Source organism: Shinella sp., from assembly GCF_035998705.1.
Classification (GTDB): Bacteria; Pseudomonadota; Alphaproteobacteria; order Rhizobiales; family Rhizobiaceae; genus Shinella.
In genome coordinates this window covers 61714-77278 of the sequence record NZ_DASYHH010000016.1, presented here as the reverse complement: position 1 = coordinate 77278, position 15565 = coordinate 61714, and the positions used below count along the sequence as shown (strand labels likewise).

Below are 15565 nucleotides of genomic sequence, written 5' to 3'. Positions count from 1 at the left end.
ACGAAATCAAACAATTTGTGGCGCCGATTGCAACATAAATGTTCACTTGTGTTCGATATTTTTCCGCTATATGTTGTTATGTGATCGAAACGGCACCCCTTTTCAGCCTGCGAGCAGGTGATCTGCCAATGGAAACGCCGGGAAAATCACTCTGGTCTGTGCTACCAGCTCGGGACATCGCATTCAGTCGGATTTGGGACGGCCATAGACGTGACACAGCTGGAAAAGACGACCGCCAACACCCCCTCACCCACGCGAGAACGCGTCCGGGCGCCTGCGCGGGCACGCATGGTCCGTATTCTCGAGCGACTGGAGGAAGGCGGTTCGATCTCGGTCACCGATATCGCGCAGGAATTTGGCATTTCGGACATGACGGTGCGCCGCGATCTCGCCGAACTGGAGCGTGACGGATTGCTGGAGCGTGTCCATGGCGGCGCGGTCGGCCTGAAGCGCGGACCTTTGACCGTGATCGATGATGTCGAGCCGATCTTCGAAGCGAGGGCGCGCCAGAACGCCGAGCGCAAGGCCCGCATCGCGCAGGCCGCAGCCCGCTACGTTTCCGGGCGCAAAGCCATTGCATTCGACCTGGGCACCACCGTCCTTGCCGCGGCCCATGCCATCGTTCAGGCCGGGCCGGACACCCAGCTGCGCGCCTTCTCGAACAGTTTGCGCGTGGGGATGGTGATCGCCCGCGCCGGAATCCCGATTTACATGAGCGGCGGGCTGATCCGCGCCGAGGAAATGTCGCTGACCGGCAAAGAGGCCGTGGACGGCTTCTCCCGCTACTATTTCGATGTGGCGCTCCTCAGCGCATCGGGCATGACGACCGAAGGCGTCTTCGACTATTCGCCCGAGGAGGTGGCCGTGAAAACGGTCTTTCTGCAACGCTCCGCCGAACGTGTTCTCCTGATGGACAGCACCAAGTTCCGCCGGATTTCGACGGTTCTGATTGCCACCCTGTCTGAAATTACGACGCTGATCACGGATGCGCCGCCTCCGCCGGATCTCGCTGCCGTGCTGGACGCGGCAGGCGTACGCGTCATCGTCGCCGATCCCTTGTAACCCTCTAGAGTATGTCTTTTCGGGAAAACCGGTTTCCACTTTCCCTGACAAACTCTATTTTTCGGAACCCACCGCAGAATGAACGTCTTTCTTGGCCTCGACATCGGCACCACCTCCACCATCGGCATTCTTGTCGATACCTCGGGCAACGTTCTGGCCCTCGCCTCGCGGCCGGTGGCGCTCTATTCGGAAAAGCCCGGATGGGCAGAGGAAGACCCGGCGGAGTGGTGGCAAAACTGCTGCGCCATCATTCCTGACCTCCTGGCGCAGTCCGGCATCGAAGCCGCCGACATCTCGGGCATAGGTGTTGCCGGAATGCTCCCCGCCACGGTGCTTCTCGATGAAGCCGGGCATCCGCTTCGCCGCTCGATTCAGCAAAGCGACGGTCGCGCCGGTGCCGAGGTGGAGGAAATCCGACGCGACGTCGATGAAGCCGCATTTCTGGAGGCGGCAGGCTGCGGCGTGAACCAGCAGCTTGTCGGTGCAAAAATCCGCTGGCTCGCAAGGCACGAGCCCGAGACATTGGCAAAAGCAAGGACGCTCTTCGGATCTTACGATTATATCAATTATCGTCTGACCGGCAAAGCCGCGGTCGAGCAGAATTGGGCTCTGGAGGCCGGCATCGTCAATGTCGCCAGCGGTCGAATTGATCTGGCACAGGCGGAACGGACCGGTATTCCGCCGCATCTCCTGCCCCCTCTGATCGGCTCATCGGCGGTCCTGGGCCATGTCACCGCCGATTGCGCGCGCGAAACGGGGTTGGCCGCAGGTACGCCGGTCGTCGGCGGCGCGGCAGACATGATCGCCTCCTGCCTGGGAGCGGGAGTGGTGCGCAGCGGCGATGTGTTGCTGAAGTTCGGTGGCGCAGTGGATATCCTCACCGCAACCACGGTGCTTAAACCCGATCCGCGGCTCTTCCTGGATTATCACCTCGTCCCCGGCCTCTGGCTGCCGAACGGCTGCATGTCGACCGGCGGCTCGGTATTGAACTGGTTTGTCGAAACCTTTGCAGGCGGAATCGAGCCGTTGAACGGCTCGGTGCACGCCGCATTGGACGCCATGGCCGCCGAGAGACCGGCAGGCGCAATGGGCCTGACCTTCTTGCCCTATCTGCTGGGAGAGAAAACACCTCTGCACGACCCTTTCGCACGGGGCGTCTTGAACGGACTGACGCTATCTCACGACCTCGGCCACATCTGGCGCGCGGTGCTCGAATCCTACGCCTATGCAATCCGTCACCACATCGAAATCCTCAACGAGGCGGGGCATCAGACGACACGCTTTCTCGTGTCGGATGGCGGGGCGAAATCCTCCGTCTGGATGGGCATTGTCGCCGACGTCCTCGGCCAGCCGCTTCAACGTCTTGCCGGTCATCCCGGCTCATGCCTCGGCGCTGCCTGGACGGCAGCGGTCGGCCTTGGCGCCGCGGAATGGGACGGTATCATCGCGTTCACCACCCGCGATACATTGTTCACCCCCAACTCCGACAACCGTGAAACCTACAGTCGCGGCTATGCCACGTTTCGAGATCTCTATCGCCGCGTTCAGGGCATGCACTGATGAAGACATTCCCCTGGAAAGCGGTCGCCTGGGATATCGATGGCACGCTGGTGGACAGCGAGCCGCTGCATCATCAGGCGCTGATCGCGACGTGCGACGAACAAGGGCTGGATCTGCGCGCCCTTCCCGAAACAACGTTTATCGGCGTGCATTTGCGAGACGTCTGGCTACAGCTCCGGCAGCATCTTCCAAAGACGCTGGCGGAGGCGGAGTTTCATCGTCGGATCAATCGACACTATGCGGCAGGTGTTGAAAAACTCAGAGCTATCCCTGGCGCGGTCGAAACGATGCGATCGCTTGATTCAATGCGCGTGGTGCAAGTCTGCGCCTCGAACTCCGCACGGGAGGTCGTAGACGCCAATCTGGCCGCCATCGGCGTGACGGCACTGATGCAAGCGTCGGTATCGCTCGACGATGTGAACGAAGGCAAACCTTCGCCGGAATCATATTTACGGGCAGCCCAGCTTGTCCAAATCGATCCCGCTGACATCCTGGTGGTGGAGGACAGCTTTACCGGTGCCCGCGCCGCACGCGCCGCGGGAATGCAGGTGGCCCTGCTCGGCAATGGCTCGACGAATGCGCAGAGCGGAGGCGACGAGCCGGATTTTCGGATCGCTCTTCTGGATGAAATCTTGCAGCTCGATCGCTGAGACGATTTCGAAGCGTCAACTACCGCATCTGGAGCCCGTAGAACCTCAAACCGTTCGTCTGCATTATGCCCGTCATGTCTTCGGCCCCAAAAAGGTCGTTCAAAACTGAATGAGCCAAAGCGACGACTTCAGCATACGTCGCGGAGAGAGTGCAGACCGGCCAGTCGGAACCGAAGACAAGGCGGCTGGGTCCGAACTGTTCGGCGACGTGTTCGACGAAAGGGCGAATACGATCGATCGACCAATCAGTGCCCGCTTCCGTCACCATGCCGGAGATCTTGCAGTGCAGGCCCGGAATGGCGGCAAGCGATGCGATCCCCGAAGCCCAGTCGGCATCGACCGGCTTCGTCATGTCGGGCTTGGAAATATGGTCCAGGATGGCGCGCAGACCGGGTGTCGCGTGAAGCGCTTCGACCATTGCCGGCAGATGTCGCGGAAACGTCAGGATATCGAAGGGAATGCCGCGGCGTGCGACCTCGGCAAGCGAGGCGCGAAATCGTGGGTCGGCGATCTGCGCTGGATCGTGCTCCTGGAGCATCGGCCTCAGACCAATCCATTTCGGCTGAGCGGCGTAATGTTCCAGCCGGCGAGAGAAATCCGGCGCCAGCATGTCGAGCCATCCGACGACGCCGGCAACGAAATCGGTCCGGGCTGCGATCCCGAGCAGATAATCGGTCTCCTCCTCCGTTTCGGCCGCCTGCACGAGCACCGTCCGGGTGACTCCGGCGGCCTGCATCAGGGGCCAGAGATCGTCGGGGCCGAAATCGCGAAACAACGGCTTCAGATCGGGCGTCATCCAGCCGTAGTCGCCGCGAGCCACGGCCCAAAAATGCTGATGCGCGTCGAGCATGTTCTTCACTCCATTTCCCGCTTCAGGCGCGGAGTACGCCCTTCTTCAAGGTGATGTTGGCATAAAGCCGCCGCTCGCCGGTCGCGATAACGGCATAGGCCTCCTTGGCGCGATCGTAGAAGGCAAAACGGTCGATCGGATCAAGGGAAATGGCACGGCCTTCCGCCTTTTCCAGCTGTGTTTCGAACTCGGGATAGATTGCGGGACGATCGCCCGGCGCGTCCATCACGGCGGCCGGCAGATCGACGAAATCATCGAGCGGCAAGACGGAAAGCACGGCATCGAGCGTGTCTGTCGCGCTGATGCCGGGCAGGCGCACCAGGCGTTGCGCCACGGCATCGGCCGGGAAATTGGCGTCGACGATGACGATTTCGTCGCCATGGCCCATGTCGGACAGAATGGCCAAAAGTTCACCGGTCAGCAGCGGATTGATTGATTTCAGCATGGTACTCTCTTCGTTTGATGGTCAGCCGGCTTTTGCCAGCGCGGTGTCGAGATCGACCCAGATCGAATCTGGCAGATCGGTGTCGAACCATTCGACATTCTGCCTGAGCTGCGCCGCCGTCTTGGCACCGATCACGACGCAGGTGGCGGCCGGATGGCGCATCGGGAAGCGGATGGCGGCCGCGGCGAGCGGAACGCCGTAGTCATCGCAGACGGCGCGCAGCGCCTCGACGCGGGCGACCACCTTCGGATCGGCGTCGGCATAGTTGAACTTCTTCCGCCCATCCCTGCCGGCCGCGAGAATGCCGGAATTGTAGACGCCGGCCAGCACCAGCGACATGCCGCGCTTCTGCGCCAGCGGCAGAAAGGTCTCGCCAGCATCCCGATCGAGCAGCGAATAGCGGCCGGCGAGCATGGAAACGTCGAGATCGGTCTCTTCGAGGGCGTCCCGGATGACCTCCCATTCATTGACGCCCAGACCGAAACCATGGATGTCGCCTGCGGATTTCAGCTCCTGCAAAGCGCGAAAACCGCCGCCCTTCGTCAGTGCGCCCCAGTGATGGTCGTGAAGCTCGGCATGGGTGATGCGGCCGATATCGTGAACATAGAGGATGTCTATGCGGTTCGTGCCGAGGCGTTGCTGGCTGTCGTCATAGCTGCGCATCACGCCGTCATAACTGTAGTCGAACACCTCACGGAACGGCAGGCCGTTCCACCAGCCCGGGTCGAGAGGGTTTTTCGGTGGCTCCGGCGGCAGTTTGCGGCCGGCCCGCTCCGTTGTCATCAGCCTGCCGACCTTGGTGGAAAGGACGTGGCTGCCGTCCTGCTCGCGCAAAACCTGGCCGACAAGGTGTTCCGACCGCGTCAGGCCGTACATCGGTGCGGCGTCGAAATATCGTATGCCGAGATCCCACGCCGATTGAAGCATGTCCAGCGCCTGTCCTGTCGGCACATCGGCATAGAGCCCGCCAAGCGGGGCGGAGCCGATACCGAGCGCTGTGACTTCGAGGCCGGTCGAAGCGATCTTGCGGCGGGAGGTTGCAGTCAGCACCATGTTCATTCCTGGAAGCCGCTCAAGTGTGGGCGCGGCGTTGATTGCGGTTGCGGTTGCGGGCAAAAACGACGAGGCCGACGCCGACGAGCAGCAGGCTGCCGCGCACGATCTGTCGCTCGCTGTCCGTCCAGCCCAGCAGGGCGGCGCCGTTCAGCAGGCCGATCAGGAAGATGACCGCCGCCAGCGTCCCGAGGACGTTCGGCTTGCCGAGCTTGAGCGCCATGCCACCGAGGAGGACAGCGGTCAGGCCGTCGAGGAAATAGGACGTGCCGAGATAGGGCTGACCGGACGAAAGGTTTGCCGCCAGCAGCACGCCTGCAAGCGCGGAGACGATGCCAGAAAGAACGTAGAGCATGAAGAGCATGCGGTTGACGGGCACGCCGGCCTCCACCACCGCCTCACGATTCTGCTCGAGGGCATAGATATAATGTCCGAAGGTGAGCTTCTCCTGGACGAACCAGGATGCCGCATAGAGCAGGCCGACGATGACCGCGATCAGCGGGACCAGACCGAGGCGCAGGCCGAGAATCTGGCCGACGAAACCGGTGGAGGAGAGCGAGATCGACGTTCCGAGGCCGATGGCCGCAGCGATCGAGGCGGCGAGCGCTCCGGTCGCTATGGTAATCACCAGCGCCGGCAGCCTGAGGCCTGCCACGAGGCCTGCATTCAGCAGGCCGAAGGCCAGACCGGCACCAAGCCCGCCAAGCGTCGCCAACTCCCAGCCGGCACCCGCCTGTACAAGTCCTGCAACGAGCATGTTGGACAGAGCCGCCACCGACATGAAACTGACATCGATTTCGCCGGCGGCTACGATCCACGTCAACCCGAGGAACATCAACGCCGCAATGGAGGCGGACATCAGCATGCCGTGAATGTTGCCAGCCGACACGAATGTGGGCCGCAGCCAGGCAAAAACCGCAAAGACGACGAGTATCAGGAGAAAGAAGCCGTAGCGAGCGAGCGTGCTGCCGTTGCGGGCAACCGGTGCGGCCCTGCGGGCGTGGGTGGAGGAGGCGGCAAGGTCCGTCATACGATCTTGTCCTTCCGTGCGGCAAACAGATTGCGGAACAGGCCGGAAACGCGCGGGTCGAACAGCGCGATGGCCGCGATCAGGACCGTGCTGACAATGGCGTCCGAATAATAATAGGGAATGGCAAGCAGGGTGAACCCGTTCAGCATGGTCGACATCATCAGCGTGCCGGCGAGCGTCGCGCCGATAGATGGCCGCCCGAAGAGTGCTGCGCCCAGATAGACAGCGGCAAAGGCCGGCATCAGGAGCTGGTTGCCTGCCGTGACGTTCGCAGCCCCGGAAGACGCCACCAGAAGCGTGATCGACAGGCAGGCGGCCATGCCGCAGATCGCGAAGGCCGCAACGATAAGCAGACGTGTCGGCACACCGGAAAAGCGTGCGGAGACGCGGTTTTCGCCCGTTGCATAGAACCCTCGACCGAAGCGCGAGGCATGCAACAGCACGAAACCGGCGATCGCGGCCGCCATCAGGATGGCGAAGGGCATGTCGAGACCAATGATCTTGCGGTCGTTGAGATCGAGGATGCCGGACATGAAGAAGTTCTGGGAAATCGACGTGCCGTTCGAATAGAAATAGGAAAAGCCGATGGCGAGCCCACCGGTGGCAATCGTCGTCACGATGTCGGGCAGGCCGAAACGCGCGACGGCAATACCGTTGACCAGTCCAAAGGTTATGCCCACGGCAAGCCCGCCTCCGATGGCAACGGGCAGCGGCATGCCGATGGCGATCAGCCAGCCGAGCGTCATCGCGCCGAGCGATGCGATACCCGGAAAAGAGAGGTCGAATTGGCGCACGACGATGACGAAGGTCAGTCCCAGCGCCGCCAATCCCTGCACGGACATGTGGCGCATCAGTGCGCGAAGGTTGCCTTCCGACAGGAAGGCCGAATTCTGCGTCCAGAAAATACCGGCGATCACGGCGACAAGCACGATGAACGCCAACAGGCGAAACGCAAGGTGGCCGGAAATCATACCGTCATCTCCCCCATGATGCCCGCGGACAACAACTGGTCGCGGGTGGTTGTCCGATCCGGAACACCGATCGGCCGTCCCTTGTAGAGCGCCAGCGTTCGGTCTGCGACGCCATGCACCTCGTCGCAATCCGACGAAATGACGATGACAGCCGCCTCGCGCGAGATTTCCCGCATCAGGCTGTAGATCTTGGACCGGGCGCCGATGTCGACACCGACCGTCGGCTCGACGAAAATGTAGGCTCCGGCCTGGCGGTAGAGACCCTTGGCAATGACGACCTTCTGCTGGTTTCCGCCGGAAAAGCCGCGCAGCGGACGATCGAGCTTCGGGGGCTGCAGATCGACCTTGGCCGCAAGCGCTGCCGACTGCTTTCGGTTGTCACGGAAGCGCAGCAAGCCGCCGAGCGAGGCACGGTCGAGATTGGCGAGCGTGGTGTTGAACACCACGTCCTCATTCATGGCGAGGCCCTCGGTGCGTCGGTCCCCCGGCACGAGAAAGATGCCGGCCTTCAGGGCCTGCGCCGCCGAGCGGAACCGGACGGGCTGTCCTTTCAGGCGGATTTCACCGCCGTCCGGCGTGACGACGCCAAAGAGCGCTTTCGACAATTCATCGACACCGGAACCGACCAGCCCGAAAATGCCGAGAATCTCGCCTTTGCGGGCGGTGAAGGAAACATCGCGGAAAAGGCCTTCCGCGCGCAGCGCCCTCGCCTCCAGCACGATCTCGCCGTCGTCTGTTTCCGAACGGGGTGGAAAGGTAAGCCCCTTGTCGGAATCGAGCATCAGGTTCGGGATCGATATCTTTTTCGCGCGCGCTTCGGCGACCGTATGGGTCGCGACGTTGCGCCCCCCGCGGAAGACGGTGAACCCGTCGGCGATCTCGAAGACCTCTTCCAGACGGTGGGTGATGTAGATGATGGCGATGCCGGCTGCCTTCAGCGTTCGCATCATGGAAAACAGCGAGGCCTTCTCGCGCTCGGTCAAGGTTGAGGTCGGCTCGTCGAGAATGAGGATGCGGGCCTTTTCCAGCCGCAGAGCATGGAGGATCGCGACGATCTCCCGATCGACGGCCGGCATGTCCGAGACCTTTCGGCCAAGGTCTATATCGATCGGAAAGCGGGCGAGCATCGCTTCGGCGCGCGCGGCGATATCGCGGCGATTGATGCGCGAGAACAAACCCGGGCGGCGACCCTCGTGACCAAGGAAGATGTTTTCGGCGCCCGTGAGGTCGCCGACGAGTTCCGGATGCTGCTGGACGACGGCCACGCCAGCTTCGATCGCCGCTCGCGGCGAACCGAGTTCATAGGACTGGCCCGCGATTTTAATTGAACCGGCGTCCTTGGTATAAACGCCCGACAGGATCTTGATCAGTGTCGATTTGCCGGCCCCGTTGATCCCGAGGAGGGCGTGAACCTCCCCCTCGCGCAGACAGAAATCGACGTCTTCCAGCGCGTTGACATCGCCGAAGCGCTTCCGGATTCCTCGCATTGCGAGGATCACGCCCGTATCACCAGTCAAAATCCGATCCTCCTCGATGTCTTTCCGCCGAAACGGGTGGCGGCAATTGTGTGCCGTCACCCGCCTCGGGAGGAAACAGTCAATCCCTCAGGCGGTTCGCCTCAGAGCACGCGGCTCCAGCCGAGTTTGGCAGCCTCGCCCGGCACGTCATAGGTATCCGGGATCGCATCCAGCGGATCGAGCGAGGCCTTGGTCACGGCGTAGGACGGCGTGATGACGAAGCGCGGCGCCTGACGGCCGGCGGCGACTTCCTGGGCATAGTAGGCGTTCATATAGGCCATCTCGTAGAAGCTCTGCGCCATGGTCAGCTTGAACGGCGAGTCCGCCTTGATATATTCGAACGACTGCTGGCCTCCGTCGATACCCGTGATGATGACGTTGCGGCCAGAAGCGCGAATGGCAAGCGTTCCTTCCGAAGCCGCACCATCCCAGGCGCACCAGATGGCGTCCAGTTCCGGATTGGCGGTGAGGATCTGATCGACGACCTGCCGCGGCGTGGTCGAGCCGCCGAGTGCGAAGGCGATTTCCGAGACGATCTGGATATCGGGATAACGAACGAAGACCGACTTGGCGCCGAGCGTGCGCTGGTCCCAGCTTTCGTTCGAAGGCAGCGATACCAGGGCCACCTTGCCCTTGCCGCCGAGCTGGTCGGCAATATACTGGGCCGGGTAGGCGCCGAGGCCGAAATTGTTCGACATCGCGGTCGAGGTGACGGTCACGCCGGGCACATAGGAGTCGCCGACGAAGATCGGGATTCCCGAGGCGACGGCCTGCTGTACGGCCGGCGAAATCGCAGCCGCGTCAGCGGGCGTAATGAAGATCGCAGCCGGCTTGGCTTCCACGAAAGCGAGAATCTGGTCGGCCTGTTTTTTGATGTCGTAATTGGCGTCCGCTATGGTCAGCTTTCCGCCTAGGCGCTCGACGGCGTCCTTGTAGCCGTTGACGATGTGACGACCGGATTCCCAGACCGTCCAGCCGAGCGAGGCACAGAAGTTTTTCTCGGCATTCTGCGCAAAGGAAAACCCGGGCCGTGCCAGCGTGGCTGCGACGGTGGCAGCGGCACCTGCCGACAAAAGACCGCGGCGCGTCAGACGAAACCCGCCAAAGCTCGCGACGCGATCGGTGTTTTTCGTTTCTTCAGTCATTTCACCCTCCCAAGATCGGGCACACGGCCCTATTCGAACTTGAACATACCAGGCGGGTCAGCCCGCCTGGCTCCTCCCCTCGCCCCATGCCTCATGCGGCGTGGCGAAGAATTTCCAGATAATCCTGCTGGCTCGCGATCCGCGGGTTGGTCGCGTGGCAATGGTCCTTCAGTGCGGCGTGGGACACCGCCTCCATCATCGCCTCGGTCACGCCCATCTCCTTCAGCCCGGAGGGCATTCCGATGCGCATGTTCAGAGCGGCGATCACCTCGTCCGGTGTGCCGCCCATGCGCCTGGCGAGGACATCCCACTTCGCGCCGATCGTCTCGCGGTTGAAGCGCAGCACGGCCGGCATCAGGATGGCGTTCAGTGTGCCGTGATGCAGGTTCAGTTCGCGGATCGCGCCGAGGGGATGCGTCAGTGCGTGCACTGCGCCCAGACCCTTCTGGAAAGCCAGCGCGCCTTCCAGGGCGCATACCATCATGTCGCGGCGCGCGGCCTTGTCCGCACCGTCGGCCATGGCGCGTTCAATGGCGCCGAGGCCGCAGTCCAGGCCATGGAGCGCGATTGCTTCAGCGGGCGGATTGAAGGCCGGGGCCATATAGGTTTCGAGGCAATGCGAGATGGCATCCATGCCGGTCGCCGCCGTCAGCCGCGGCGGCAGGCCATAGGTCAGTTCCGGGTCGCAGAGCGCGATGGACGGAAGCATGAAGCCGGACAGGATGCCGAGTTTGCGCCCGTCCGCCGTGATGATCACGGCGGCGCGGCCGACTTCCGAACCCGTGCCGGAGGTGGTCGGCACGGCAACCATCGGACAGATATTGCCGTGGATACGCGCTACGCCACCGGAGACTGCGGTATATTGGTCAAGCGGGCCTTCGTGACCGGTCAAAAGGCGTACAGCCTTGGCCAGATCGAGCGACGATCCGCCGCCGAGGCCGACAATGCCGTCGCACCCGCTCCTCACATAAAGATCATGTGCGGCGATCACGGCGTCCTCGGTCGGGTTGGCCGGCGTACCGTCGAACACGACGACACCGTCACCGAAAAGCGCGGCGACCCTATCGACGAGACCGGAGGCGACGAGGCCCTTGTCCGTCGCGATCAATGGCCGCGTCACCTTCAAGGCGGCAAGCAGTTCCGGCAAGCGAACGATCTCGCCTTCGCCGAATTCGATCCGCGTCAAATAGTTGATGATGCTCACAGGCTCACCTGTAGAGCAGGCGCGATTGCGCGGTCGGTCATGGCTCTCTCCTGCTCGGCGCGAATGCTGCGCCGCTCTCCTGCCACCCATCGGTAAAAGTCCGGCGATGAGGCAGCTCATATATGAGTTATAGAGGCTACAGATATATGAGTTTGTCAACGGGAAGCGAAAAATTAATTGCAAGATCCCAATAACTGTGTGTAATTGCAGTTATTAGAGGAAGCGGCATGAACAAACAGTCCACTCAGAAAGCTACGCAAGTATATGAGTTGTTACGGCGATCCATCATCATGCTGGAGATTAAGCCGGGTGCCCCCATCGTCGAGAAGGACATCTGCGCTGAGCTTTCCGTGTCGCGAACACCCGTCCGGGAGGCCGTTCAGAAGCTCGCCGAGGAAGGGCTGGTCAATGTCATCTCGCACTCGGGGACCTATGTGAGCGGCATCTCGTTCCAGGTTGCCGAGGAGGGATTCGTGATCCGCCGCGCATTGGAGATCGAGAGCGTCCGACGTGCAGCGTCACGCTACAACGACGCGGCCGGCGCCGAGCTCGACGCGATCGTGAAGCGCATGCAGGTGCTGATCGACACGGGTCGCCTCGAACTCTATCTCGAGGAGGACGACATGCTGCATGAGGCGATTGCCCGCTTGAGCGGCATGCCGCGCATCTGGAAGTTCATAACCCTGGCCAAAGTGCACCTCGACAGGATGCGCCAGCTCTCCGCACCGGTGCCCGGCCATCTGGCCATGGTGACCGAACAGCATGCTGCCATCGTCGCGGCGATCCGCGCGGGCAAGCCGGATCATGCCGAGCTCGCCATGCGCATCCATCTGGAATCGTCCTTCGACGTCATGGCCAGGCTTTATCAGGAAGGAACCAGCATGTTTTCACAGGACGCCTCCTGATGGTCGACACGCACAACTATATTTCGCCACTCATCCGGCTGAACCCGGCCGACAATGTCGCCGTTGCCCGGGAGCAGATCGAGCCCGCCGCCATGCCGGACATCGACGGCCTTCGGCCCCTGGAACGGATTCCACGCGGCCACAAGATCGCCACCGCAGTCATCGCCCGCGGCCAGGCCGTCACGAAATACGGGCAGACCATCGGTTTTGCCAGTGACGACATCGCCGTCGGGGCGCATGTGCATAGCCACAACCTGGCGGTCGGCGAGTTCACGCGCGATTATGCGATCGGCGCCGATGCGGTGGTGCCGGACATGGTTGACGAGGACAAGCGCGCGACATTCATGGGTTATGCCCGGCCGGACGGGCGTGTCGGAACCCGCAACTACATTGCCATCATCTCGTCGGTGAACTGTTCCGCCACCGTTTCCAAGGCGGTAGCACAGCACTTTTCGCTTCCCGGTGTCGTGGAGCGTTATCCTGGCGTTGACGGGGTCATCGCCCTCACCCATGGCGGCGGCTGCGCCTTCAACACGAAGACGGAGGGCTACGACTACCTCGCCCGCACGATTTCCGGCTATGCGGCCCATCCCAACGTCGGCGGCGTCCTGATGATCGGCCTTGGCTGCGAGACCAACCAGATCCCTGCATTGCTCAGGCGCGAGGGACTGGGCGAAACCGACCGGCTTCGCACCATGACCATCCAGGCTGTCGGCGGCACCCGGCGCACCATCGAGGCCGGCATCCGCGCCGTCGAGGAGATGATGCCCATCGTCGGTGCCATCGAGCGCACGCCCCAGCCGGCAAGCGGCTTGTCGCTCGCGCTGGAATGCGGTGGATCGGATGGTTATTCCGGCATATCGGCGAATCCTGGCCTCGGTTTCGCGGCCGACCTTCTCGTGCGCCACGGCGGCACGGTCATTCTTGCGGAAACGCCGGAAATCTATGGCGCCGAACACCTGCTCACGCGCCGCGCGGCCTCGCCGGCCGTGGCCGAGAAGCTGCTCGAGCGCATAGAATGGTGGCGCGATTATACCGCCCGCAACGGTGCCGAGATGGACAACAATCCCTCCCATGGCAACAAGCAGGGCGGGCTGACCACCATCCTGGAAAAATCACTCGGCGCGGTCGCCAAGGGCGGCATGTCGCGGCTGAATGCGGTGTACGAATATGCCGAGAGGGTGAGCGAAAAGGGCCTCGTTTTCATGGATACGCCCGGCTATGACCCGGTTGCGGTCACCGGCCAGGTCGCCGGCGGCGCCAATCTTATCGCCTTTACGACCGGCCGCGGATCCGTCTCGGGCTTCAAGCCGTCACCATCGCTGAAGCTTGCCAGCAATTCCGAGATGTACCGGCACATGGTCGAGGACATGGACATCGACTGCGGCACGGTCGTCAGCGGCACCGAAACCATCGAAGTCCTCGGCCATCGCATCTTCGATCTGATGATCGCCACCGCCTCCGGCAAGCCGACCTGCAGTGAGGAGCTCGGCTACGGCGATAACGAATTCGTGCCCTGGCAGGTCGGCGCCGTCATGTGACAAGCCGGATTTGCCGGCACAGGAACTTATATTTCGCCGCCCGTCGTGAAGGCGGCCTGGAGGAGACTATCATGAACACGATCGACACCCACTATGACGTGGTGATCGTCGGCGCCGGCGTCGGCGGGGGCGCGATGGCCAATCGGCTGGCGAAAACCGGCGCCCGCGTGCTGATGATCGAGCGTGGAAACTATCTGCCGCGAGAGGCCGACAACTGGTCCGTCAAGGCCGTCTTCCACCAGCGCAAATATACGACGAAGGAAACCTGGCGAGACAAGAGCGGCAATTCTTTCACCCCCTCGACCTTCTATTATGTCGGCGGCAACTCCAAATTCTTCGGCGCCGCCACGGTGCGTTTCCGGGTGGAGGATTTCGAGGAGCTGCAACACGAGGACGGCATCGCGCCCGCCTGGCCGGTCAGCTATCACGAATTCGCGCCCTATTATGATGAAGCCGAGCGACTGATGGGAACCCACGGCACCGCCGGGGCCGATCCCATCGAGCCGCCGCGCTCCGGCCCCATGCCCTACCCCGCCATCGGCCACGAACCGGAGATCGAAGCCGTCGCCGAAAAACTGCGCGGCAAGGGATTGCGACCCTTTCCACTGCCGATCGCCATCGACCGGCACGATGGCGGCAAGTGCATTCGCTGTCCCACCTGCGATGGCTTCGCTTGCAAGCTCGGCGCAAAAAACGACGCCGAAATCCGCCTGGTCGGGCCAGCGCTTGCGACCGGCCTCGTCGATCTCGTGCTCGACACCAAGGTTCTGCGCATGCTGACCGACGGCAGCGGACGGCAGGTCACCGGCATCGAGGTGGAACAGGCCGGTGCGACGCGGGTGATTTCCGGCGACCTGTTCATCACATCGGCAGGTGCGATCAATTCGACCGCGATCCTGCTGCGCTCCGCCAATGAAAAACATCCGCGCGGACTGGGCAACAACACGTCCGACCAGCTCGGTCGCAACTACATGGCCCACAACAACACCGCGATGATGGCGATAAACCCCTTGCGCAAAAACCGGGTGAAGTTCCAGAAATCGATGGCGATCAACGATTTCTACCTGGCCAACGCCCATCGCCCCTGGCCGATGGGCAATGTCCAGGGATTGGGAAAATTGCAGGGCGGCATGCTGACGGCCAATGCCAAATGGATTCCGGAATGGCTGATGGATCTGTTTGCGGAACGTTCGGTCGACTGGTGGATCATGTCCGAAGACCTGCCGCGGCCCGAGAACCGCGTCACGCTCGACAAGGACGGCACGATCCGCGTCAACTACACACCCAACAACCTGACGTCCCACAATGAGCTTGTGCGTCACTGGACACGGATCATGCGATCGATCGGCTATCCGATCGTCATCACCCAGCGCATGGACATCACCGTGTCCATGCATCAATGCGGCACCGCCCGCTTCGGCAACGACCCGGCGACCTCGGTGCTGGACCCCTACGGCAAGATCTGGGACGTCGACAATCTCTACGTGGTCGACGCGTCTTTCCTGCCCTCTTCCACCGGGTTCAACCCTTCGCTGACCATCGTCGCGCAGGCTATCCGTGTGGCGGAGCACATCGCCAACAACGTTCTCAAGGCAAGCACGGCTGCCTGAGCCGCGCCGTTTTCGGGAGGAA

At 62.3% G+C, this 15565-nt stretch carries 14 protein-coding genes; 6 read left to right on the top strand and 8 right to left on the bottom strand.

Translation table 11 applies throughout. From position 1 onward, the window contains the following. Positions 1-210 precede the first annotated feature (210 nt). The 3 genes from VGN93_RS12830 to VGN93_RS12820 all read left to right on the top strand — a co-directional run bounded on the left by VGN93_RS12830 (position 211) and on the right by VGN93_RS12820 (position 3272). On the top strand, positions 211-1062 hold the full coding sequence (locus tag VGN93_RS12830; RefSeq protein WP_327507791.1) for a DeoR/GlpR family DNA-binding transcription regulator: 852 nt from the start codon (positions 211-213) through the stop codon (positions 1060-1062). A gap of 78 nt (positions 1063-1140) precedes the next feature. Beyond that, positions 1141-2622 (top strand): FGGY-family carbohydrate kinase, encoded by a 1482-nt coding sequence (locus VGN93_RS12825; protein WP_327507790.1) that lies wholly within the window; start codon positions 1141-1143, stop codon positions 2620-2622. Continuing rightward, complete coding sequence (locus VGN93_RS12820; protein ID WP_327507789.1) at positions 2622-3272, top strand: HAD family phosphatase; 651 nt, start codon at positions 2622-2624, stop codon at positions 3270-3272. Before VGN93_RS12825 ends, VGN93_RS12820 begins: the two co-directional genes overlap by 1 nt. A 19-nt stretch (positions 3273-3291) precedes the next feature. Here the strand turns inward: VGN93_RS12820 and VGN93_RS12815 are convergent, their stop codons facing one another. The 8 genes from VGN93_RS12815 to VGN93_RS12780 form a co-directional block, all read right to left on the bottom strand. Further along, positions 3292-4122: an amidohydrolase family protein gene (locus VGN93_RS12815; RefSeq protein WP_327507851.1), complete on the bottom strand. Its 831-nt coding sequence runs from the start codon at positions 4120-4122 to the stop codon at positions 3292-3294. Positions 4123-4144: 22 nt separating this feature from the next. Further along, positions 4145-4567, bottom strand: a complete 423-nt coding sequence (locus tag VGN93_RS12810; protein ID WP_327507788.1) for an RbsD/FucU family protein — start codon at positions 4565-4567, stop codon at positions 4145-4147. 21 nt (positions 4568-4588) lie between these two features. Continuing rightward, positions 4589-5620: an aldo/keto reductase gene (locus VGN93_RS12805; RefSeq protein ID WP_327507787.1), complete on the bottom strand. Its 1032-nt coding sequence runs from the start codon at positions 5618-5620 to the stop codon at positions 4589-4591. A gap of 19 nt (positions 5621-5639) precedes the next feature. After that, entirely contained in the window at positions 5640-6650 is a 1011-nt protein-coding gene (locus VGN93_RS12800) for an ABC transporter permease (protein ID WP_327507786.1), read from the bottom strand. Next, positions 6647-7621 carry an ABC transporter permease gene (locus VGN93_RS12795; protein WP_327507785.1) on the bottom strand — a complete coding sequence of 325 codons (975 nt, stop codon included), beginning with the start codon at positions 7619-7621 and terminating at the stop codon, positions 6647-6649. The genes VGN93_RS12800 and VGN93_RS12795 overlap by 4 nt, the downstream gene beginning before the upstream one ends. Next, positions 7618-9138, bottom strand: a complete 1521-nt coding sequence (locus VGN93_RS12790) for a sugar ABC transporter ATP-binding protein (protein ID WP_327507784.1) — start codon at positions 9136-9138, stop codon at positions 7618-7620. The genes VGN93_RS12795 and VGN93_RS12790 overlap by 4 nt, the downstream gene beginning before the upstream one ends. Before the next feature lie 101 nt (positions 9139-9239). Then, positions 9240-10283, bottom strand: a complete 1044-nt coding sequence (locus tag VGN93_RS12785; protein WP_319315149.1) for a sugar ABC transporter substrate-binding protein — start codon at positions 10281-10283, stop codon at positions 9240-9242. 91 nt (positions 10284-10374) lie between these two features. After that, positions 10375-11487, bottom strand: a complete 1113-nt coding sequence (locus tag VGN93_RS12780) for an iron-containing alcohol dehydrogenase (RefSeq protein WP_327507783.1) — start codon at positions 11485-11487, stop codon at positions 10375-10377. 227 nt (positions 11488-11714) lie between these two features. Here VGN93_RS12780 and VGN93_RS12775 point away from each other — a divergent pair, with 227 nt between their 5' ends. From VGN93_RS12775 to VGN93_RS12765, 3 genes are all read left to right on the top strand, one after another. Continuing rightward, positions 11715-12392, top strand: coding sequence for a GntR family transcriptional regulator (locus tag VGN93_RS12775; protein WP_327507782.1), 678 nt, complete (start codon positions 11715-11717; stop codon positions 12390-12392). Continuing rightward, positions 12392-13933 carry an altronate dehydratase family protein gene (locus VGN93_RS12770; protein WP_327507781.1) on the top strand — a complete coding sequence of 514 codons (1542 nt, stop codon included), beginning with the start codon at positions 12392-12394 and terminating at the stop codon, positions 13931-13933. Before VGN93_RS12775 ends, VGN93_RS12770 begins: the two co-directional genes overlap by 1 nt. A gap of 71 nt (positions 13934-14004) precedes the next feature. Next, on the top strand, positions 14005-15543 hold the full coding sequence (locus VGN93_RS12765) for a GMC family oxidoreductase (RefSeq protein ID WP_327507780.1): 1539 nt from the start codon (positions 14005-14007) through the stop codon (positions 15541-15543). Positions 15544-15565 lie beyond the last annotated feature (22 nt).

What these genes read in the sequence shown, in the direction of transcription:
- VGN93_RS12825 (WP_327507790.1), top strand. Translation starts at nt 1,141, where the DNA reads ATGAACGTCTTTCTTGGCCTCGACATCGGCACCACCTCCACCATCGGC.
- VGN93_RS12820 (WP_327507789.1), top strand. Translation starts at nt 2,622, where the DNA reads ATGAAGACATTCCCCTGGAAAGCGGTCGCCTGGGATATCGATGGCACG.
- VGN93_RS12815 (WP_327507851.1), bottom strand. Translation starts at nt 4,122, where the DNA reads ATGCTCGACGCGCATCAGCATTTTTGGGCCGTGGCTCGCGGCGACTAC.
- VGN93_RS12810 (WP_327507788.1), bottom strand. Translation starts at nt 4,567, where the DNA reads ATGCTGAAATCAATCAATCCGCTGCTGACCGGTGAACTTTTGGCCATT.
- VGN93_RS12805 (WP_327507787.1), bottom strand. Translation starts at nt 5,620, where the DNA reads ATGGTGCTGACTGCAACCTCCCGCCGCAAGATCGCTTCGACCGGCCTC.
- VGN93_RS12800 (WP_327507786.1), bottom strand. Translation starts at nt 6,650, where the DNA reads ATGACGGACCTTGCCGCCTCCTCCACCCACGCCCGCAGGGCCGCACCG.
- VGN93_RS12795 (WP_327507785.1), bottom strand. Translation starts at nt 7,621, where the DNA reads ATGATTTCCGGCCACCTTGCGTTTCGCCTGTTGGCGTTCATCGTGCTT.
- VGN93_RS12785 (WP_319315149.1), bottom strand. Translation starts at nt 10,283, where the DNA reads ATGACTGAAGAAACGAAAAACACCGATCGCGTCGCGAGCTTTGGCGGG.
- VGN93_RS12775 (WP_327507782.1), top strand. Translation starts at nt 11,715, where the DNA reads ATGAACAAACAGTCCACTCAGAAAGCTACGCAAGTATATGAGTTGTTA.
- VGN93_RS12770 (WP_327507781.1), top strand. Translation starts at nt 12,392, where the DNA reads ATGGTCGACACGCACAACTATATTTCGCCACTCATCCGGCTGAACCCG.
- VGN93_RS12765 (WP_327507780.1), top strand. Translation starts at nt 14,005, where the DNA reads ATGAACACGATCGACACCCACTATGACGTGGTGATCGTCGGCGCCGGC.